15 protein-coding genes are annotated in these 21,377 nt (G+C 47.5%); 4 read left to right on the forward strand and 11 right to left on the reverse strand.

The features are described from left to right. Positions 1 to 109 precede the first annotated feature (109 nt). From ACKX14_RS13530 to ACKX14_RS13560, 7 genes are all read right to left on the reverse strand, one after another. The gene (locus ACKX14_RS13530) at positions 110 to 1,318 is read right to left on the reverse strand and encodes a TolC family protein (protein ID WP_422448522.1); all 1,209 of its coding nucleotides are present in this window, start codon (positions 1,316 to 1,318) and stop codon (positions 110 to 112) included. Between the two features lie 61 nt (positions 1,319 to 1,379). Further along, positions 1,380 to 4,541 carry an efflux RND transporter permease subunit gene (locus ACKX14_RS13535; RefSeq protein WP_422448524.1) on the reverse strand — a complete coding sequence of 1,054 codons (3,162 nt, stop codon included), beginning with the start codon at positions 4,539 to 4,541 and terminating at the stop codon, positions 1,380 to 1,382. Continuing rightward, the gene (locus tag ACKX14_RS13540) at positions 4,538 to 5,794 is read right to left on the reverse strand and encodes an efflux RND transporter periplasmic adaptor subunit (RefSeq protein WP_422448526.1); all 1,257 of its coding nucleotides are present in this window, start codon (positions 5,792 to 5,794) and stop codon (positions 4,538 to 4,540) included. Before ACKX14_RS13540 ends, ACKX14_RS13535 begins: the two co-directional genes overlap by 4 nt. Positions 5,795 to 5,919: 125 nt before the next feature. Then, entirely contained in the window at positions 5,920 to 7,209 is a 1,290-nt protein-coding gene (locus ACKX14_RS13545) for a phosphatase PAP2 family protein (RefSeq protein WP_422448528.1), read from the reverse strand. A 46-nt stretch (positions 7,210 to 7,255) separates the two neighbouring features. After that, positions 7,256 to 8,386 (reverse strand): ABC transporter ATP-binding protein, encoded by a 1,131-nt coding sequence (locus ACKX14_RS13550; protein ID WP_422448530.1) that lies wholly within the window; start codon positions 8,384 to 8,386, stop codon positions 7,256 to 7,258. Beyond that, positions 8,373 to 9,080 carry an ABC transporter permease gene (locus ACKX14_RS13555; protein ID WP_422448532.1) on the reverse strand — a complete coding sequence of 236 codons (708 nt, stop codon included), beginning with the start codon at positions 9,078 to 9,080 and terminating at the stop codon, positions 8,373 to 8,375. Before ACKX14_RS13555 ends, ACKX14_RS13550 begins: the two co-directional genes overlap by 14 nt. A gap of 76 nt (positions 9,081 to 9,156) precedes the next feature. Then, entirely contained in the window at positions 9,157 to 10,113 is a 957-nt protein-coding gene (locus tag ACKX14_RS13560) for an ABC transporter substrate-binding protein (RefSeq protein WP_422448534.1), read from the reverse strand. A 501-nt stretch (positions 10,114 to 10,614) separates the two neighbouring features. Here ACKX14_RS13560 and ACKX14_RS13565 point away from each other — a divergent pair. After that, the gene (locus ACKX14_RS13565; protein WP_422448536.1) at positions 10,615 to 12,027 is read left to right on the forward strand and encodes a glycosyltransferase family 2 protein; all 1,413 of its coding nucleotides are present in this window, start codon (positions 10,615 to 10,617) and stop codon (positions 12,025 to 12,027) included. Positions 12,028 to 12,163: 136 nt separating this feature from the next. Here ACKX14_RS13565 and ACKX14_RS13570 read toward each other — a convergent pair whose 3' ends face one another. Both ACKX14_RS13570 and ACKX14_RS13575 read right to left on the reverse strand, forming a co-directional pair. Beyond that, positions 12,164 to 13,294 (reverse strand): saccharopine dehydrogenase family protein, encoded by a 1,131-nt coding sequence (locus tag ACKX14_RS13570; RefSeq protein ID WP_422448538.1) that lies wholly within the window; start codon positions 13,292 to 13,294, stop codon positions 12,164 to 12,166. Positions 13,295 to 13,486: 192 nt separating this feature from the next. Next, positions 13,487 to 14,779 carry an MFS transporter gene (locus ACKX14_RS13575; protein ID WP_422448540.1) on the reverse strand — a complete coding sequence of 431 codons (1,293 nt, stop codon included), beginning with the start codon at positions 14,777 to 14,779 and terminating at the stop codon, positions 13,487 to 13,489. Positions 14,780 to 15,117: 338 nt separating this feature from the next. Here ACKX14_RS13575 and ACKX14_RS13580 point away from each other — a divergent pair, with 338 nt between their 5' ends. Further along, the gene (locus tag ACKX14_RS13580; RefSeq protein ID WP_422448542.1) at positions 15,118 to 16,629 is read left to right on the forward strand and encodes a DUF92 domain-containing protein; all 1,512 of its coding nucleotides are present in this window, start codon (positions 15,118 to 15,120) and stop codon (positions 16,627 to 16,629) included. 90 nt (positions 16,630 to 16,719) lie between these two features. Continuing rightward, a complete protein-coding gene (locus ACKX14_RS13585; protein ID WP_422448544.1) occupies positions 16,720 to 17,043 on the forward strand; it encodes a YmaF family protein in 324 nt (107 codons plus the stop codon). Positions 17,044 to 17,240: 197 nt separating this feature from the next. On the opposite strand, the gene ACKX14_RS13590 is transcribed toward ACKX14_RS13585, so the two are convergent. After that, entirely contained in the window at positions 17,241 to 19,055 is a 1,815-nt protein-coding gene (locus ACKX14_RS13590; protein ID WP_422448546.1) for an FAD-dependent oxidoreductase, read from the reverse strand. 101 nt (positions 19,056 to 19,156) lie between these two features. Here ACKX14_RS13590 and ACKX14_RS13595 point away from each other — a divergent pair, with 101 nt between their 5' ends. After that, positions 19,157 to 20,053, forward strand: a complete 897-nt coding sequence (locus ACKX14_RS13595; protein WP_422448548.1) for a selenium metabolism-associated LysR family transcriptional regulator — start codon at positions 19,157 to 19,159, stop codon at positions 20,051 to 20,053. Between the two features lie 131 nt (positions 20,054 to 20,184). On the opposite strand, the gene namA is transcribed toward ACKX14_RS13595, so the two are convergent. Continuing rightward, positions 20,185 to 21,207, reverse strand: a complete 1,023-nt coding sequence (gene namA, locus ACKX14_RS13600) for an NADPH dehydrogenase NamA (RefSeq protein WP_422448550.1) — start codon at positions 21,205 to 21,207, stop codon at positions 20,185 to 20,187. Positions 21,208 to 21,377: the final 170 nt, after the last annotated feature.

A 21,377-nucleotide genomic window follows, 5' to 3' on the forward strand; every position in this document is an offset into this window, starting at 1 on the left:
TTCCAAAACATTCCTTATGAAATTTTCAAGGTTCGGGAAAAGAAGTAAAAAAGTAGGGTTTCTACACTAGAATCATTTATATATTTTTTTATAAGATTCGACATCATCACTAAAAGCCTCCCGCATCAGGAGACACGGCCGCTGAATTTAAAGAACCTGACATTGTGGATGATCCGGTAGCCGCACTGCCGGAAACCGGAATATATACAACATTCTCAAGTTTTATCTTCGCAAGGTTGTAGTTGTATATAGCCTGGGATCTTTGAAGCCTGATGCGCTTTAGTGCCTCTTCCGCAGCCATTACATCAACACTGCGAACAATCCCCGCCTCGTAACTCAATTTTGCGAGGCGCAGGCTTTCTTCAGCAGCCTCGACGGATTTGTCAAGCAGCGGTATATTCCCCCCGGCTACCCTTAAATCCAGCAAAATCTCCCTTACTTCAGCCTCGACCTGGCTTACCGCATCATCAAGTTTCATTCTTGCCTCTTCCAGATTGTATTCTTTTTCTTTGTATTTAAAAGTATTCGAAGGATAAACCTTGCTTATAAGGTCAAAATCCAGTTGAGCTATATCCAGATTCCACCTGGCCTGAATAATGTCCATCCTGTTTTTTTGCGCATCTTCCAGCAGCTTTTTCAGGTCCGCCTCCTTATCCAGAGGCCTGTATTCAAATTCGTCCGTCAGCTCGACCGGCCTGTCCATTTCTATCCCCAAAAGCCTTTTTAAATTTATATAAGCCTTCTCTTTTTCCGATTCGGCTTTCTGATAATCAGCCTGCGCTTTGGCCAGCTGGGTTTGAGCGTCAAGCACATCTTTTCTGGCCACGGTGCCGGATTTGAACTTCGCCTGGGCAATCCTGAGCATTTCCTCCTGCATTTTCAGCGACTCTTCAGAAATCCTGTAATTGTCATCGGCCGCCAGCGCCGCATAATAGGCGGCTTCAACACCGAACCTTACGTTCCTTATCGTCGCATCTACGCCGACTTCCGCCATCTTCACCCCGAAATCGGCCCTCTTTTTGCCCAGTTCAAATCCGTACTTTACATCAAAATCATTCTTAACCATATCGGGCGTATTTTTATCCTTATAAACTATTTCTTTCTTTGCAAGATTAGCTTTCTCTAAAGCAAGCTTTGACAGATGTATCTGCGGATTATTATTTTCCGCCATCCTTATCGCATCGGCAAGGGATAATTTCAAGACTCCGGTTTCTTTTTCCTTCAGGCCGTCAACCGCATACGCAAAACCGCCGGCAATCACCGCGCAAGCCAGGATGACCGCCACGAAAAACCCTTTCAGTCGAAAATCGTAAAACATCTTTTACCTCCTTTTTGAGCCGTGACACTGATTCGCCTTTTCTACCAGGACAATATTTTGCTTATTTGCCCGTAGGCTCCATCGAAATCCGGGTCCTTCTTATTCTTTTCCTGAATCCAGCCCATATTTTTCCAATATCTTCCATAATTGTATAAACCACCGGTATTACCACAAGCGTGAGGAGTGTCGAAATTGTAAGCCCTCCGATAACGGCAGTGGCCATCGGAGCCCTCATCTCCCCTCCTTCGCCGAGGCCCAGCGCCAGAGGGAGAAGGCCCAAAATCGTGGTCAGTGCAGTCATCAATATGGGTCTAAGCCTTACAGGCCCCGCTTTTATAATTGCTTCCGTGCGGCTCATGCCTTTATGCCTCAACTGATTTATATAATCTACCAGTACAATGGCGTTGTTAACCACAATCCCGGCCAGCATGATTACTCCAATAAACGCCGGCATGTTGAAATGTCTTGCCGTAACAAGCAGGGCAAAAACCACGCCAATAAGGGCTAAAGGCACGGTAAACATTATCACAAACGGCTGTACAAGAGACTCGAACTGAGCCGCCATGACCATATACACCAGTATTACGGCCAGAATGAAAGCCAGCATCAGGTCTCTGAAAGCCTCTACCATCTGCTCCTGCTCGCCTCCCATTTTTATGCTGTATCCTTGCGGGAGTTTTATCCCCTCAAGCCTCCTCTGTATTTCCCTGTTGACCGTTCCCACCGCTCTTCCCACAACTTCACCGGTGACCGTCACAGCTCGCGTCTGATCATCTCTATTTATTGTTACAGGTCCGGTACTTTTCTCAACCGCTGCTACGTCGGCAAGAGTAATCAGTGCTCCGGAAGGACTCGGTATCGATATGCTTTTTACTTTTTCCACCTGGTCGACAAGGTTTTCTTCAGCCTTGATGACCACATCTATTTCATCGCCGCCCACTTTTAATTTTGTGGCAGTACTGCCTGCTACAGCAGAGTTTACGGCCCTGGCAATCTGAGCGCCGGAAAGGCCGTACAGAGTGGCCTTTTCCCTGTCTATACTGATTACCAGTTCCGGTCTCCCGCGCTCCAGGCTGCTTTCAACTTCCCTGGTGCCGGGGACCGATTTCACGATATCCGCGACCTTTGCGGATATCTCTTTTAATCTATCAAAGTCATCGCCTTTTATTTCAATGGAGATCGGCTTTAACAGTCCGCTTCCTCCGAAGTCTATAGCACTTGTGGCTCTAACCTTCACCTCCGCTCCGGCCATACTCTGCGCAATTTTCCTAATTTCCTCGGCTACCTCCTGGGAACTGCGCTTCCTTTCCGCCATCGGCACGAGTTTGACTGTAACGCTTGCCATATTGGACTGGCCGCTTTCTCCGCCAATATTCGATGTCGAGGTCCCCACATTCGCCATAATACCCTGGACCTCACGTATACTCTTTATCCTGTCTTCCAGCCGGGCGACATACGCGTCGGTGGTATCCAGATTTGTCCCATCAGGCATTTTTACCGTGATATCTATGGTTCCCGAATCCGACTGAGGTAGAAACTCCGTGCCCACCAGCGGCAAAAGAGCCATGCTAAAGACGAATAAAACAAGCGACACCAGCACGACCGTTTTTCTATGGGATAAAGCCCACTTTAGAAGGCTTCCATACTGCTGTTCCAGCTTTTCATAAAACCCGGCGAAGGCGTCAAGGGGTCTTGATAAAATCCGCTTTATTCCAGAATCTTGCTTTGCGGCAGTCCGGCCGGGGTTTTCTGGAAGTGCCATAAGCCTGGAAGAAAAGAGCGGTACTATGGTTAATGAGACTATCAGGGATGATAGAAGGGAAAAGGTCACCGTCAGGGCCAGTTCTTTAAAAAACTGCGCCGTAATGCCCTGGACGAATACAATCGGCAGGAACACCGCCACCGTGGTCAGTGTGGAGGTGGTCACCGCCATGGCAACCTCGTTGCTGCCTGATACGGAAGCTTCCAGCGCCCCTTCGCCCTCCTGCCTGTGCCGGAATATGTTTTCGAGCACCACTATTGAATTGTCCACAAGCATGCCTACCCCCAGCGCCAGGCCCCCGAGTGACATGATGTTCAACGTGAGATGGTTGAAATAAACGAGAATAAATGTCGATATTATGGAAATGGGGATCGACAGGGCTATAATTACCGTGCTCCTTAAATTCCTGAGGAACAGGTATATTATCAGTACTGCCAGGAGGCCGCCCGTAACCGCATTGTTTGCAACATTTCCTATGGCTTTTTTAATAAAGTCCGACTGATCCATGATGGGTTCGTAAGATATATCGGCCGGGATTTCGCGCTTTATCTTTTCCATTTCCGCTTTTACTCTGTCGGCTACCTGAACGGTATTATAGTTGCTCTGTTTTCTTATCATTAATGCAATGCTGGGTTTTCCGTTATACCGCGATATAGTGGATGCATCCTTATACGTATCTTCAACCCTGGCTATATCACCTAAAGAAACGCTTCCACCCTGAGGCAGCGGAATTGGAAGTTCTTTAATTTCGCTCAGGTCTTTAAATTCGGCTGCCGTCCGGATTATATATTCCTTTTTACCCTGATTTACCGTACCCCCGGGCAGGTTCATATTTTCCGCTTTTAATTTCGCTGCAATCTGATCAATATTGAGGCCGTAAAACGACAGTTTGTCCGGGTCGACCCTTATTTCGATCTGCCTCTCCAGGCCTCCTATAATATCGACCGAAGCCACGCCTTCCAGGCGCAGGAGACGATTTTTTATAACCTTATCAGCAATATTTTTGAGCTGAACAGTATCGTTTGTGCCGTACAACGCCATTACCATTACAGGCATCATAGACGGGTCGAATTTGATAACCATGGGGGATTTTACGCCATCCGGCAGGAAAGGCTTAATAAAGTCCACCTGCTCCCTCATATCAAGAGCCGCCACATCCATGTCGGTGCCCCAATTAAACTCTACTATAATTGTAGAATTCCCTTCGCTGCTATAAGACTGGATATTTTTAACATTGCTGATGGTCGAAAGAGCCTGTTCAAGTGGTTCCGTTATCATATTTTCTACTTCCTGGGGCGATGCGCCCTCGTACTGAGTTATAACAACAGCCCCCGGAAATACAAAGTCCGGCAAAAGATCTATCCCCAGCCTGGTAAAAGATATGAATCCCAGGACCAGCACAATGGCGATGACCATCAGCATGGTCACGGGACGCTTAATAGAAAACCCCGCAAGGCTCATTTTGAATCACCCCGGCCTTCCACCGTGACTTTTGTGCCGTCTTCCAGTAAATCCTGCCCTTCGACTATTAGTTGTTTGCCGGGCATAAGGCCATTTTTAATCACTATCTTACCCTGAGATGAGGGGCCGGTTACCACTTTTTGAACTCGCGCCCTTCCGGCTTCATTTATATAAACTATCTTTGTTCCGTCATAATCCACCACCGCTTCTTCGGGCACGGTCACCACCTGCGGATGCAGTGCGACTACTAATCTTACCCTTGCAAACATGCCGGATTTTAAAAGGCCTTTTTCATTGGGCACTAGTATCTTTACAGGGTAGACTTGAGTCTTTGGATCTTTAAAGGGGCTTATGCTTACAATTCTGCCCTTTATGCCTGAAATACCCGCTGAATCCACTGAAACTTCCGCTTCCTGCCCCACTTTCAGAGCGTTTACCCTTTCTTCGGTTACATTTATTACGATTTCAGCGCTTTTTAAGTTACCTACGGTCGCTACCGGCAGGCCGGCGCTGATTAACTGCCCAACCTTTACGTTAATGAACCCTACGGTTCCGTCAATGGGAGATGTAATAAGGGTGTTTTGAATTGCCACCTGCGCAGCCGAGAGTGCGGCTTCAGATTGTCTGACCTGGGCTTCGGCCGCGGCGACGCTTTCGGGAGCCGTCTTTTCCCGGGTAATAGCAAGTTGCGTCCTTGCAGATTCGTACTGTTCCTTTGCCACATTGTACTGGAGTTCCGCGGTTTCAAACTGTTGCTTTGAAATTGCTCCGTCTTCCAGGAGGGTCTTCATGCGGTCGTAATTTTGTTTTGCATTTTTAAAATTGGCTTCGGCCTGATTGTATGCCGATTGAAGCTGTGCAATCTGCTGGGGAAGCTGGCCGTTTTTCAGGCTGTTAAGGTGGGCAACAGCCGCATCATATCCGGCCTTTGCCTGATTCAGCTGGGCCAGCACATCCGTTTGCTCGAGTTTTATCAGAACCTGGCCTGCCTTAACTTCGTCGCCTTCTTTGACGAGGATCTTTTCCACCCTGCCGCTCATCTTGGCAGACAGGCTTACCTCATCAGCGGCAGCCACCTTTCCGGGGAAGGACTGGTATTCGGCAAGGTCTTCTTTTTGTGAATAAGCGACCTTTACGGTTACCGTTTTTTCAGGTTGTGAAATATCCGCAGCTTTTTTGCCACATCCTGAAAATACCACTGTAAAAATCATCAACAATATCAAGTATAAAGATTTAAAGCATTTTGTCTTCATGATCACTGCCTCCCGTAACCCGGCTTTCTCAGTCTGTCCGTGCCGTGCGGTTTTTGACCGACCGGTCGGTTTTAGATTGATTATATTATTTTTGTATATCAACGTCAAGATAAGCAATTTCCGGTTCACAATCCGTAGTATTCCAGCGCTTTAGTGGCTACAATGCAGCTTACAAGCCAGACCCCGCCGATTAAAAATCCCGCCAGCACATCGCTGGGGTAACTTATCCCGGCGTAAACCCGGCTCATACCCACCAGTAATATAAATATGAACCAGAGAATCGCAATTATAATCTTTGACCACCTTTTTATTTTTCTTGCCGTCAAAAATACCAGGTAACCCGAAAAAGCCGTAACAAGCAATGTCAGCCCGCTTGGAAAACTGTAAATCAGAAAGTCAGGCACGTAAACCCCAGGAGAAATCCGGGGCCTTTGAATGATGGATTTTAACATCCATTGAACCGCAAAGCTTCCTGCAAAGGCAACAAAAGTCACAAACGGGTACCTGGCTTTACCGTATAGAACATACGAACACATAAGACCCGCCGCAAAAAACATTAATAAAAAAGCAGGCTCCTGCAGCATATTGACGGCCTTCACCGCATAATCCAGGTAGGGATTTTTAATGGCATTTATCGAATTAATAATGCCGAGGTCTACCCCCGTAAGTTCTTTTTCCAAAAGCTCAGTAGTCAGTTTTAAAAATAGCATGCCCAGCGTTCCCGCAACGCTGAGGCCCCCCAGCAGGTATATACCGAATTCCCCGTAGCGAGCCAAAAATTTTTCCAGCGCATTTTTCAGGAAGACGTACGCAGGAATTTTACTTGCTTGAAACTGTAAGGATATGCGGCTCCTCTTGAGGACTAAATAAATTCCCAAAGCTGCGGCCGCCAGTAAAAAGGACCCCGGGCCGAGTAATCTATCTATATATACGACAGCTTTTTCCCCCATCGCCATGACAACGGCGCCTTCCAAGAAGAATCTCGCACTTCTACTTAACAGGGCGGCTATAAAAAATGTGAACAGCCTCATGTGAAAAACGCCGGATGCTATGGTAAAAACTTTATACGGTATGGGGGTGAAACCGGCTACGGCCACCGCCCAGGCACCATAGCGCAAAAACATGTCCTCTATCCTGTAAAAATTTTTGCCTTTAACGAATCGTGAAAGCACTGGCCTTCCGGCCCTGACGCCGATGAAGTAACCAAAGACGCCTCCCAGCGTAGAGGCTATGGAAGTAATGGCGGCATAGTAAAGGGCCTTTGCCGGCGAGACCACGGCCAGAGGTATTAAAACCACGTCAGGGGGTATGGGGAAAAAAGAGGCTTCTGAAAAGGCCAGGATAAACAATCCAAGGGAACCGTTTTGCAAAAAGAAATCCTTTGTCTTTGCAATAAAATCAAAAAAGCCGCTCATAATCCGTCACCACTCTACATAATTTTTACATCAGAAATCCGTTCTTTCATTTAACCAGTATGCAGGGAGCATCGGCAAGGAATGCCACTTCCACCAGATCCCCCGTTTTTAGCCCCCCCGAAAGCTGCGAAGGAACTGAAGCATTTACCGTAATGCCGCAATCAACCGTAATTTTAAAAGCATTTCCGAAGGAAAACATGGATGTGATAAATCCCTTCCAGCAGTTGATAATAGATTCATTGCCGTGCGAAGTAAATCCTTCAGTAAACTCTTTATGCATATCAGGAACGCCGGGCGGCGACAGGTTAATTTTTTCGGACCGGATGGCGATTTTGACTTTTTGACCCGTGGATAGTTTTAAGTTCTCCGGCAAAGCCTCTTTTTTCACCGTTATCCTCTTGCCCGTAAGCTCCACCAGGAAATAATCCCCCCTGTCCTCCAAAATCCTGCCGTCCCATATATTCTCCATGCCCACAAATCTGGCCAATTCCTGAGTGGCAGGGCGTTCAATAATCTGCCGGGCGTCTCCTTCCTGAACAGGGCGCCCTTCCATTATGGCCATTGCCCTGTCCGCCAGGAAAGCCACTTCCCTGAAATCATGGCTCACGAAAAAAGCGGCGGTGCCGGTGGAACGGAGCACCTCCGACAGCTCCAGCAGCAGATTTTCCCGAGTGGGGGCGTCCAGGTTGGCAAAGGGCTCGTCTAAAAACAGCACCTCCGGTTCCAGTGCGAGGGCCCGGGCCAGGCTCACCCGCTGGGCTTCCCCGCCGGAAAGGGCCTTTGCCCACATTCCCGCAAGATGATCCACTTTAAACCTTTGCATCCAGAAATCCGCTTTTTTCCCCGCCGAAAGGGAATCCATGCCCCGAATCCTGAGGCCGGCGGTCACGTTCTCCTTCACAGTGGCGTCCAAAAGAAGCGGCTCCTGGAATACCACCGCCATTTTCCGGCGGATTTTTATTCTGTCTCGCGCCTCAACCCTTTTTCCCCTGAAGCTTACATAGCCGTCCTGAGGCGCCTGCAGCAGCGCCAGCACTCTCAAAAGAGTACTCTTGCCGGAACCGTTGGGGCCTATGACGGCAAAAACGCCGCCTTCCGGAATTCCAACCTTTTCCACTTCTAAAATGCTGCGCCCTCCCGCCTTTACCGCGATGTCACGCCCCTCAATAATATACATTCCTGTACCTCCGCTGCTGGATAAGTGTCAACCACATTGTAGCACTATATGAAAGCAACATCAAGATAAAACTCAATGCCAGGGCGGTGTCGAAATTCCCCTTGCTGGTCTCCAGCACTATGGCCGTTGTGAGGACGCGCGTGTATCCCTGAATATTGCCACCCACCATCATCGATGCTCCAACTTCCGATATGGCTCCCCCAAACCCGGCCATCACCGCCGCCATAAGGGAATAGCGTGCTTCTCTCAACATCAAAAAAAGCATCTGCAGGGGGGTGGCTCCGAGGGCCATTATCTGCCATTTCAGCTTCCTGTCAACCTGCTGCAGTGCCGCCGTGGCGAGAGCCAGGATTATGGGCGTGGATATGAGTGTCTGGGCTATAACTATCGCAGCGGGGGTATAAATCAACCTCAACCTTCCCAAAGGACCGCTTCGCCACAGCATGAGGCTCACCCAGAGGCCGACCACCGTGGGGGGGAGCCCCATGCCCAGATTGGCGAGGCTAATGATGAGTCTCCTGCCTGGAAATTCCTTCCAGGCCAGCAGCAGGGCCAGGGGAAAAGAGATGAGGATGCTTATAAGAGTAGCAGTGGCGGTGATCTTAACAGTAAAAACGGAGATCTGGAAGACTTCTCTATCCAGCGTAAAAATCAGTAAAAGACCTTTTTTCAGTCCCTCTATCACAGTATCCATTTCCATCCCTCATTTATAACAAAATGTAACGGCCCGGCGGCTTAAGCCCCGGGTCGTCATCATTGCTTTTTGCGGTTTACTTACCAAGAGAACTTTCATCCTTGCCTGCGTCCGGGAAGAACAACGGCTGACCAAATTTGTCTTTCCCAAATTCACCGATTATCTTCTGGGTTTCGGGGGCCACCATGAATTCTACAAAGGCTCTGGCCCCTTCGACGTTTATCATTCTGGCGGCGTTGGGGTTGTTCTTTTTTACATAATCGGGGTTTGCCTGCATCACATGGTAGATGTTGAGGAGAGAAGGATCGCCCTCTTTCAGTATCTCAAGCTGCAGCCTGTCCTTTTTGGCAAGGTACGTGCCCCTGTCGGTCAGGGTATAACCTCCCTTTTCTGAAGCCACGTCCAGGGTGGCTCCCATGCCCTGGCCGGTAGACTGGTACCACCTGCCCTCTGGCTTTTCGATCCCCGCCTTTTTCCATATATCCAGTTCCTTCTTATGGGTGCCCGAGTCGTCGCCTCTGGAAATAAACAGTGCCTGCTTTTCCGCTATGGCTTTAAAGGCTTCCGCCGCGCCGGCGGCATTTTTGACCCCCACCGGGTCTTCCTTCGGCCCCACTATGACGAAGTCGTTATGCATAACCAGCTGTCTGTTGATGACGGCGCCTTTTTCCTCCAATTCCTTTTCAGCCACGGGGGCGTGCACCAGCATTACGTCGGCGTCGCCCTTTTCTCCCATGGCCAGGGCCTGGCCCGTGCCTACGGCTATGGGCTTAACTTTGTATCCGGTTTTTTGTTCAAACAAGGGTAATAATACGTCCAGCAGGCCGGTGTCCTGGGTGCTGGTGGTGGTTGATAAAATGATCTCTCTGTTGTCGGGCTCCCGAGCGCTTTCCCGGCCCTGACCGCTTTGCTGCTGCTGCTCTTGTCCCCGGGGGAGTCCGGCTTTCCCGGAACCGCACCCCGTCAATATGAGACCAAAAATCAATAGAAATAGGGTGCCCGCGATGAACCACCTGTTCAGAAAGACTTTCATGGATATTGAACCTCCCGTTTTTAATTTATTTTATTGTTTTAGTAGATAAAAACCTTCTATATAAGGGTTTAGAGCAAAATTATAAAAAACCACGGTAGAAGCCTTGATTTGTATCAATGATTTAGATCGATATGCTATTTTAAGCATAATGCGGCTCTTAAAAAAACACCCTTACGAACAATATACACAGCCGTCTTACAGGACGGCGGGTTTTATGGATTTGACGAAAAATAATCCCTGCAGTTAAATATTATTCTACCTCAATTTGTTTTTTCCTGCAGCTTTTTTTAATTTAAAATAAATTTGTCCTTAAAATTTGAGAAACAACAAGAAAAGAATAACATTTTTGAGAGATAATATAAATTAGCCTCAATTAAAGGGAGGTTTGTTAATCTTGTGTTTAAACAGGTGCTTTTGCGGATTCACCGACTTTGTATTTAAATTCTGAAGGTGTATAATATAAAATTGTGTGATTTTATATGTTTTTTGGGGGGATAAATGGTGAGCACCCCGCAGATTATTTATTTGTTCACTGTAGGGTTATATCTTTTTTTCTTCATGCTGTTCCTGAGATACTTGCTCTGGAGGCAATATTCAAACAAAAAATACTGGTCCAGAAGAAGACCCCTGTCCGCCGAAGACCTGATGGAGCTTTCACAGAAAACCGGAAGGAAAATGCCCTTCTTCTCCATACTCGTCCCCGCCAGGGAGGAAGCCGATGTAATAGGCAGGACCATCGAAAATCTGGCCCGCCTGAATTACCCCCGCGACCTCTTTGAAATCCTGGTAATTACCGACGAGAAGGAACTCATTTCGGGAAAAAGCCGCACCACCCAGCAGGTGGTGGAGGAAAAGATAAGAGAATTTAAAGAAAGAAAAAATTGCCCCGTGTTAAGGCATGTAACGGTCCCCTATGACTTCGACGGCAATTTTGAAGGAGAATGCATGGGAAGGGCGGTGCCCTCCACGAAAGGAAGGGCGTTGAACTACGGACTCTCCTTTATTGACAAAGGTTCCGACATATGCGGGTTTTATGACGCCGAAAGCCACCCGGAGAGGGATGTGCTTTTGTACATAGCCTACCGCTGGCTTCAATCCGGAGGCCGCCCCGGAATCTGGCAGGGGCCGGTATTTCAGGTAAGAAACTTCTTCTATCTGAGCCCCATAACGAAGATCGCCTCCCTCTACCAGGCTCTGTCACACGAGTGGTACATGCCGGTCCTAATGAAAATGCTGCCATTCGTAGGGGGGACAAATCTGTTTATCGAGTCAAAACTACTGAAAAAAATCAGGGGCTTTGACCATAAAGCACTAACGGAAGACCTGGAAATCGGGGTGAGAGCCTATCTTTCGGAAGGCGCCTGGCCGGAATACTTTCCATATATCAGCACCGAGCAGACTCCCGCCAATTACCGTTCGTTTTTCAGGCAGCGGCTGAGGTGGGCCGCAGGGCATATACAGGTGGTGGAAAAATTGAAAAACGCCACCGGATATCCGACCCGCCGGAAAAACAAATTGATAAAAACCCTCCTGCTGAAGGGCGAAGTGGAATGGATCCTCTATCAGATAGCGGTGCTGGTGCCTCTACTGGTTATATGGCTTTCATCCAGGGACTTATTGGACCCCTCCATACTGCCAAAGGGAGTTCATCTATTTTTAAGGTCACTGGTCTTTATATATTTCGGCTTCACCTACTTCCTGTATTTTCGCTATTACAGGTTTATGTTGAAGAAAAACCTAGCAAGTACAATTCTCGCATGCGCCGCTCTGCTTGTCCTCCCCGTGGCGGGATTTCTGCTGCCCCTGCCGTACACGGTGGCGCTGGTGCTCAGAGCCGTGAACAGCCAGCCCAAGGTGTGGGTTAAAACTCCTCGCACCCGGGAGATTGTCGACGTGAGTATCAAAAAGGCGTAATACCTTCCGCCCCTTATAAAAGCAGTGAAAGTCCGGCGGCAGCCGGAACCCTGGTGATGGAATCAAAAGCCCCCCGGGCTTCGGGCAATGCGGGGGGCTTTTTACCTAATCAATAAAGTTATTTTTCAAAAGCCTATTATGATATCGTCTCCTTATATATGACTCCCCGTTTTCTCAGTTCTTCCAGTAATATTTTGAACACTTCGTGATTCTGGCCCACAAACTCCGGCGGGCATACCCCTTTATGGGTAAACTGCCCTTTCGCCACCAGTCTTGCCATGATGGAGCAGGTAAAACCTGTGGTCCGGGCCATGGAAGTGGTATTGGTTCTCTCGTCAAAATAGTCCACCAGGTTATATGTATATTTTATCTCTCTTCCGTCCTTTTTCCCTTTGACGGTAACCCGCATGACAGTAAACTCTTTTTCCCCCTCTTTTAATTTCCACATGGGAAAAAGCAGCCTGGCGGTAAGATCGATGGGCCTCACCTTTACGCCTCCAACTTCCACCGGCTCGGAGCCGAAAAACCCCGTTTCCCTGAGCATCCTCATCTTTTCCGCATGGCCGGGGTATCTTAGGGTCTTTTCCTTCATGTTGGGTATCTTCATTGTCTTAAGGAGTGTGCGCAGCCCGTCGGTATTAAAGGCTTCCAGGGTGCCTATGCCCGGAAAATCCACCAGTTCCACTTCGGAGAGAGCTTCTTTTTCAACAATCCTGCCGTTTTCCATTACCCTTGCGGGCCTTATGTACTCGTCTATGGTATCGAGGGGGGAAAAAACTATTCTGTACTCGTAGGGCCAGTATCTTTCTACCGGCAGGCCTCCCACAAGGATCTCGCAGCTTTCCGCCTCGTCCATAAGGCTTGCGGCATAGCCTGCCAGGATGTTGCTCATGCCCGGAGCAACACCGCAGTCTACCAGAACCGTAACCTCCTTCTGTTTCGCCAGGGAGTCCAATTGCATACTGTCTTCCGGAGCAAAGGAAATGTCGACGATGTTCTTCCCCGCTTCAATTACTTCTTTCAGCATGTTGTACCCCAAAAACCCCGGAACGGCCCCCACCGCCATATCGAAATCCGACACGGCATCCCTTACAGCCCCGGGCTTTGAAAAATCCACGATTTCGCCCCTTACGGGCGCCTGCCGCAAAACACGGTCAATGGCTTCCCTGCTCCTATCGGCCACCGTCACTTCCAGGTTACCATCCGCGGCCAGGTCTTTTGCTATGACGCCGCCGACCAGACCGCAGCCGAGAACGATAATCTTCATAAAGATGCCCCCTTTCCAATAAAAGATTATGAAACGGCTTATGATGCGGCCAAATTTTCAATTGATTTTTACTTATTACTTTATATTATTTTCTATAAATTTATTCAAATTCCTTCAATTCTAGAAAATATAAAGCTTAAAGCTATAGCCCCGGCCGCGAAGCCGGGGCGCAATTACCTTACTTTACTTTGCTTAGTCAGGGCGTGGCTTTCGGGATTTAGAAATCAACGGAGCCGGTTTTGCCGGTAATTTATTTCCGGTGTCCTGCTCCGCCTGCCGGGCCTGTTCGTTTGAGAGAATCTTCTGCTGGTTAATAAACACTGCGGCGAGGATCAGCGCCAGCGCGGACGCGAGACACGCCAGCGACACAGTAAGCGGCACGCCGTAGTTTTCCGATAAACCGTACAAAGGAGGCCCTATGGCCACGCCGAAAAACCTGAGGCTGCCGTAAAGGCAGGTTATAATGCCCCGCCTCTTGATGCTGCAGGAACCGGTGACCAGGGTGTTTACAGGAGTCATCACCAGCCCCACCCCGGCCCCCAGCAGGCAAATGGCCAAAAACAACGACCACATGCCGTTTAGCAGGATAAACAGTCCCTGTCCAGCCGCGATAAGCGACAGGCCGGAAACAACAAAAGCCTTCAGGCCTTTATCCCGCCTTTTTTCCAGCAAAAGCCCCAGGGAAAATGAGAGAGCCGCCATAATGAATACGGGTCCCGCCATCACCAGCCCCTTTTTGAAACCAAAGATATGAAACCGTTTTTCCAGGATATCCGAGTAGAGCGACAGTATGCCGAAAAGAGAGAACAGCGCCACCATTCCTGCATAAAAGCTGCTCAGGAGGCCCGGGGCTTTTCTTCTAAATATATCCTTTACGGCGCTTACGTAGCTTTCTACCGGCTGTTTTTTGAATTCAGCCTTTTCCCTTACGAATATATAGAGGGCGATACCCGCAGGTATCGCCAGGACACCGTAGGCAAAAAAAGGAAAATACCACGCTATCATGGCGAGACTCGCCCCCAGGATGGGACTCGCCACTTTCCCCAGGCCGTTGGAAGCTTCCAAAAGCCCCAGGGCAAAAACCCGTTCCTGCGACTTAAAGATGTCCCCCGCCATGGCCATGGCCAGCTGATATGTCCCGCCTGCCCCGATGCCCTGTATTATCCTGCCTGCCAGGATGCCCCAGAAGGGATCTTTCAGGGCCGTGGAAGCAAGGCCCGCCGCTATTCCCCCCGCTCCGTAAAGTATTAAAGCCGGTGCCATCACCTTTTTACGCCCCACCTGGTCCGATAAAATTCCGGCGAAGGGTATGACCAGACCCGCCGGTACTGAGAAAGCGGTAATCAAAAGCCCTACCCGGAACTGGTTTACGCCCACCGCTTTTTTTATTTCCGGGAGAACCGGGATAAGCATGGAATTGCCCAGCACCATGATAAAAGGCACGAGGCACAAAAACGCAAGTTGCAGTTTGGTATCCCGCTTCAATCACCACATCTCCTATATCGCCTGATGTTGATCTTGCCCGTAGTTTTCGGGTGTTTCAGGGATTTACGCCCGATAACATAACGGTCTAACTTTACGGTTTTTTGCGGCGTAATTTCACCCATCGTTCTGGGATTGCGGTGAAAGGGAAACCCGTGATAACATGGGGCACCGCTCAACCTGCCCCGGTTTATCCGGGTAAAAATTAATCTGTATTTAGTATTTATATAAATTGTAACACTATACTCGCCTAAAATGTTGCTATAAGAGGAAATATTATATAAAATAAACATGATGTTATGTTTATCAAGCGGGTTTCTTCACAATGGGAGGTTTAAACGGTGACAAAGGACGTAATGGGGGTTGTCGTTTCCATATTATTTGTCTTGGGTGTAATAATAATTTCGGAAGTCTTGAGAAAGGCCGGAGGATTTGGCAACGAGTTCACCAGAAAGTTTGTCCACATCGGGGTGTCCCACTGGTGGCTTGTGGCGATGTTACTCATAGATGATATAAAATACGCCCTTATACCTCCGGTTTTATTTGTGGCGGTAAATTATTATTCCCACAAGAAAAACATATTCAAGGGCATGGAGAGGGGCAAAGACAACTCGGACCTGGGAACGGTGTATTTCCCCATCTCTTTGATTGTCCTAATCCTCCTGACATGGGATGGGGGTCTCTGGGGAAGAGGTTTTGAGTACCTGGGCCTTGCCGGGGCCCTCGCCATGGGATACGGCGACGGCCTGGCGGCGATCGCGGGCGTGAAATTCGGTAAATTGAAGTACAGGGTTTTCAAAAATGAGAAGAGCCTCGAAGGCTCAGTCGCCATGTTCGCTTTTTCTTTTGCCGCCATTGCCTTCGCTCTAAGCCTTTTTGCGGGATTTAACCCGTATGTCCTCAGGGCGAGTTTTGTGATAGCGCTTCTTGCCACAATTTCAGAAGCCTTTGCGCCCTATGGTACGGACAACCTTACCGTCCCTGTTGTAACCGCGCTGGCCTCCTACTACTTTTTACATATGATCAAAGATTCGAACTTATTTATTTTCATTTACATGGCGGCGGTAGGTTTTGCCCTGAGCTTCTTGATCGCGAATGTCGCCTATCTGAAAAATTCTCTGACCCTTGACGGCTCCATAGGCGCCACGTTCCTGGGCACCATAATGTACGCCACATCGGGGATATTCGGGTCTTTTCTCATGATGGTCTTTTTTATATCATCCAGCCTTCTTTCCCATTTTAAAAAGAACATGAAGGAAAAGGTCGCCCGCCAGTTTGAAAAAACGGGGCGCAGGGACATATTCCAGGTTCTAGCCAACGGAGGGGTTGGACTCATCTATTCGGTGCTCTTCTATGTCACAAAAAATCCATCTTTTCTGGTGCTGCTGGGGATTTCGTTTGCAGCGGCCAATGCCGATACCTGGGCTACCGAACTCGGAATTTTGAACAAAAACCGGCCGATTTCGCTCAGGACCTTAAAAAGGGTAGAAAAAGGCACTTCGGGGGCGGTGAGCCTTTTTGGGACCTTCGCCGCGCTGATGGGTGCCATGCTCATAGGCATATCTGCGGCAGCCGGATTAAAACTGATAAATTTCGGCAACCTGGCGTTCAGCTACGCTCAGAGCTTCCGAATGATAACGCTGGGGGGGTTCCTCGGATCTTTGCTCGATTCGCTGCTGGGAGCAACCCTGCAGGGCGTGTATTATTCGGAAGAAATGGAAGGGGAAACCGAAAAAAGGCTCTCCAACGGCAAACCAAACCCGCTCGTAAGGGGATTGAGTTTTGTGAACAACGATCTGGTCAACTTCCTCAGCATCGGTATTTCCAGCGCCCTGTTCGCGGGGATTATATAAGTTGATTTTATGTGAAATATCTTATGACAAGATGCATTAACCGTGCAAAATTCATAATGTTTATTAAGAACAATATAAGGAGTGATCCCCATGCCGGCTTATGACGAAACGGATAAAACACGCAGGCACGTCCACTCGCATTCTGGCCTCACCAGCTGTAACGACGGCCACTGCCACATGCATATCGGCATCACCGGAACGCCTATTGCAACTACCGTTTTTAGAAGGCATTACCATGAAATAGAGGGCATCACCACCTTCAGCGACGGCCACTTCCATTATCTGAGGACCTCCACGAGGCCGTCGGTTCTCCTGCCCGGCGGTTACCATACTCACTTTTTTTCTTTCAGCACCAGTTTCAACGACGGCCATGAACACAGGCTTTCCGGGTTCGTGGAAGCGGTCAAAAGCTGAACCGACCCCCCGCCTTAATTCGGGGGGTATTTTTACACAAAAATGTCGCCCTGATTTCACACAGTCTCAACTATTTTACCGCCTTCATTCTGCTTTACAGCAGTGAAAAAGAACAAAAGCGACACCAACGCTAATTACGGCTTAAAAACACGCAATACAGCACCACGGCAATAACTTGTTTCTCTAGTAACGCTTTTTTATATTTTTAATGAAAGCTCCGCTCCTTCTCTTATGGCTTCAACGGCTGTTGCCACTACATTGCAATCGCCTATAAAGATGTATTTATCATTACCTTTTAATTCTTTTAAGGTCTCATCCGGCTTGTTTCCTATAGCTATAACAATGTCATCAAATTTTATTTCTTTTTCAACTCCATGCACATTATATGACAATTTTTTATATGATATCCGGTTTATTGCGGCTTCCGTAATTATGCTCACATTAAGTTTTTTGAGTCTGTTTAAAAGCAACTTCCTTACCATCGGGAATACTCCATCCCCTACTTCTTCTTTTGCCTCCAGCACAGTTACATTTTTGCCTCTGTCCGCAAGGAATTCGGCGGTTTCAAGGCCTGTGAGGCCGCCGCCAATTATGATGATATCCGTACCCTCCGGCAAATCGCCGGACAAAACATCGACGGCTTGATAGGAGATTATGTCTGCATCAATCTTTAAGGGAACGGAACCGGTTGCAATTATAACTTTGTCAAAAGGCGCGTTTTTTATTTCTTCAACTGTTACGTTTCTGTTTAAGTGTACGCCGATATTATTTTTTCTTAGATCTCTCTCTAAATACTCCACGATCCTGCCTATTTTTCCTTTATACGGTGGTATTTTCGCTATATTTAACTGACCGCCAAGTTTATCACTTTTTTCAAACAACTCAACTCTATGGCCTTTTTTCGCAAGATATACGGCCGCTGCCATACCCGCCGGTCCACCGCCTATCACCGCGATATTCAAAGGCTTATCTGTTTTTACATCGAATTCCGACTCCCTTCCCACTTCGGGGTTTATCATACAGGAGATGGGAAGCCCCTTTAATATATAGGCTATACAAGCCTGATTGCAGTGTATGCAATATCTTATGTCATCGCCTTTTCCCTTTTTAAGCTTTGCAATGCAATCCGGATCACTGATAAGGCCTCTGGCTATTCCTATAAAATCGGCCACATTATCCTTTAAAATTCGTTCCCAGTCTCCTGCAAACCCAAGTTTGTCGGCCGCTATAACGGGAATGCCGACATTCTTTTTTATCCTATTTACAAGATTCAATAGCGGCCTGTCCTCCATACCCATTGGCGATATATGGTATTCCGATGAGGAACCGACACCCGCAGAAATGTTAAGCCCGTCGGCGCCGTTTTCTTCAAGCATTTTTGCGAACCCAACACTTTCTTCGATATTAAATCCTCCCACCGTAAAATCGTCGGCATTGATCCTGCATATGACCGCTATATCGGGGACATAAGACTTAACCCTGTGCAGTATCTCCACAGCAAACCTGGCCCTTCTCTCAAAACTTCCGCCGTATTCATCTGACCTTTTGTTTACATCTGGTGATAAAAACTGATTCACAAACCATCCATGGGCAAAATGAAGCTCCACCATGTCAAAACCGGCCTTTTTCGCCCTCACTGCCGCCTTCGCAAAATCTTCTATAAACCCCTGTATCTCTTCTTTTGAAAAGTCTGCAGGCTTAAACTTTGGATTATGCATGGCAAGCTGTATTCCCGCTTTTGCCCCATTTTTACGGATTATATTTGATAACTTTTTAAGTCCGTTAATCTTTTCATCGCTGTCTATCCCAAGTTGATTTTTAAAAAACTTGCCGAGGATATTTACGTAACTTGCTTCTACTATGACCAGGGATACATCCTTTGACCTCCTGGTGTAGTATTCTATCTCTCTATCGGTAACAAATCCATCTTGAGCAAGATTTGTCACTATGGGCAACATAACCATTCGGTTTTTTAGCTTGAGATTTCCTATCTTCCCTTCGTTAAATATCATCCATACCACCTCATTTACTACATTATAAGACCAGTTCTTGTATTAGTAAAATAATATGATATTATTAAATATATAAGCAATCACTTATGAGGTGTATATAGATGAATCCGAGGAAACTTAAAATTTTTCTAACCGTTTATGAGTACGGCAGCATGTCACAAGCGGCAAAAAAACTCTATATGACCCAACCGGCAGTAAGCCAGGCCATCTTAGAATTAGAAGACGAACTAAAAGTAAAATTATTTGACCGTATAAATAAAAAACTCCTGTTGACATATCCCGGAGAAATTTTGCTTGAATACGCCCGGAGAATACTTGCCCTCATAGAAGAAGCTGAAAGCATGATTGAGGATATAGCAAATATGAATACCGGAAAATTGCGCATCGGTGCAAGCACAACCATAGGCACATATTTATTGCCGGAAATGATCAGGAAATTCAATGAAAAATACAAGAACATAGACATACCTTTTGCTATTGACAATACGGGAGCGATAGAAAACATGGTGCTTGACAACCGTATTGACATCGGTCTTGTGGAAGGACCTGTACATTCAAAAGAAATAATTGTGGAACCCTACATCGATGATGAACTCTATCTCATATGTTCAAAAGATCACCCCTGGGCAGGAAGAAAAAGTATCAAGCCCGAAGAAATAAAAGAAGAAAACTTAATCATCCGCGAGCAGGGCAGCGGTACAAGAGAGGTTTTCGAAAACACCATGTCAAAATACAATTTGACTTATAAAATCACACATGTGTTAAACAATACCGAAGCAATAAAAAAAGCCGTCGAGGCAAATATTGGCGTTTCAGTCGTGTCAGGAATAGCAATAAAAGAAGAAGTTAAAAGCGGCAGGCTTTTAAAAATAAATATGGAAGGCGTAAGATTCGTAAGAAATTTCAATATAATATATCATAAGGATAAGTACCGCTCAAAACTTTTTAATGAGTTTATCAAGCACCTTTATACAGATAGCTCAATAAGCGGCGTGTGATGGAGGCCGCCTTAAAAGTTCTTATACAAATTTTAAAACTGATATGGTAAATCGCTTAGAAAAACTTTCAAGTTTCTTTATATGAGCCGTCCGCCGGGTTAAACGTCAGGCCCGGCGGTTATTGGCGGAAATCATGTCTTGCTTCTTTCATACTGTTGGGGCCAGTCTATGTCATCGCCCAGCTCCTTTGCGGCGCCGAAGGCCCAGTACGGGTTTCTCAGGAGCTCCCTGCCCAGGTATACCATGTCCGCCCTCTCGTTTTGCAGAATCTCTTCGACCATTTGGGGTAGTGTTATCAACCCGCCGGCTATCACCGGCAGCCCGGTCATTTTCCTGATGGTCTCCGCAAACCTCACCTGATAACCCGGGTAGGTGTTTATCTTTGCGGGAACCACCGCCCCGGAACTGACGTTAATTATATCTATTCCTTCGCCCTTCACCAGGTTAATGATATCGGCCACATCCGTGTCATGGTTTCCACCTTCCGCATAGTCTTCGGCGGAAACCCTGACCATAAGAGGCTTTTCTTCGGGCCATACTTCCCTTACCGCCCCTACCACTTCTTTTAAAAACCTCGCTCTGTTTTCAAGGCTGCCTCCGTATTCGTCCGTCCGCCTGTTTGTGAGAGGGGAAAGAAATTCATTTATTAAGTATCCGTGGGCGCCGTGTATCTCTATGATGTCAAAGCCGGCTTTGTATGCCCTCCGGGCCGCGGCTTTAAAGGCATTTACCACCTCTTTTATGTCGTCCTTCGTCATTTCTCTGGGTGTGCCGTATGTTCCGTCAAAGGCTATGGGGCTCGGGGCAATCAGATCTTCGCCCGCCGCGCCGCACTTTCTTCCGGCATGCCCCAGCTGTATCCCTATCCTGGCCCCGTGTTTTTTAACTTCGGCCACTATCCCCGCAAGCCCGTCTATGTGTGAATCGGCCCATATGCCCAGATCCCTTGCGGATATCCTGCCTCTTCTTTCCACCGCCGTGGCCTCAGTGATGATCAGCCCCACGCCCCCTACGGCCCTGGTAGCGTAGTGGATCAAATGCCAGGAATTGGGGTAACCTTTATCATCAGAACTGTACATGCACATGGGCGGCATTACAATCCTGTTTCTTACTTCCATGTCCTTTATTTTAATCTTGGAAAAAAGTTTTGACATGAAATGACCTCCATCCATTTTTTATTTTCAGGATATTCAGTATGCGCCTTTATCCCTCTTACGTTACACTGGTGTTTTGAGGCAAGACCTGTTTGTTCTATGTTAAATATTATTTGATTTTGTTAATGATTTTATTATAATTAAATTATAAACAATATGGTTAAAATCGC

Source organism: Thermorhabdus hydrogeniformans, assembly GCF_049310025.1.
Classification (GTDB): Bacteria; Bacillota; Thermosediminibacteria; order Thermosediminibacterales; family Tepidanaerobacteraceae; genus JBJYKD01.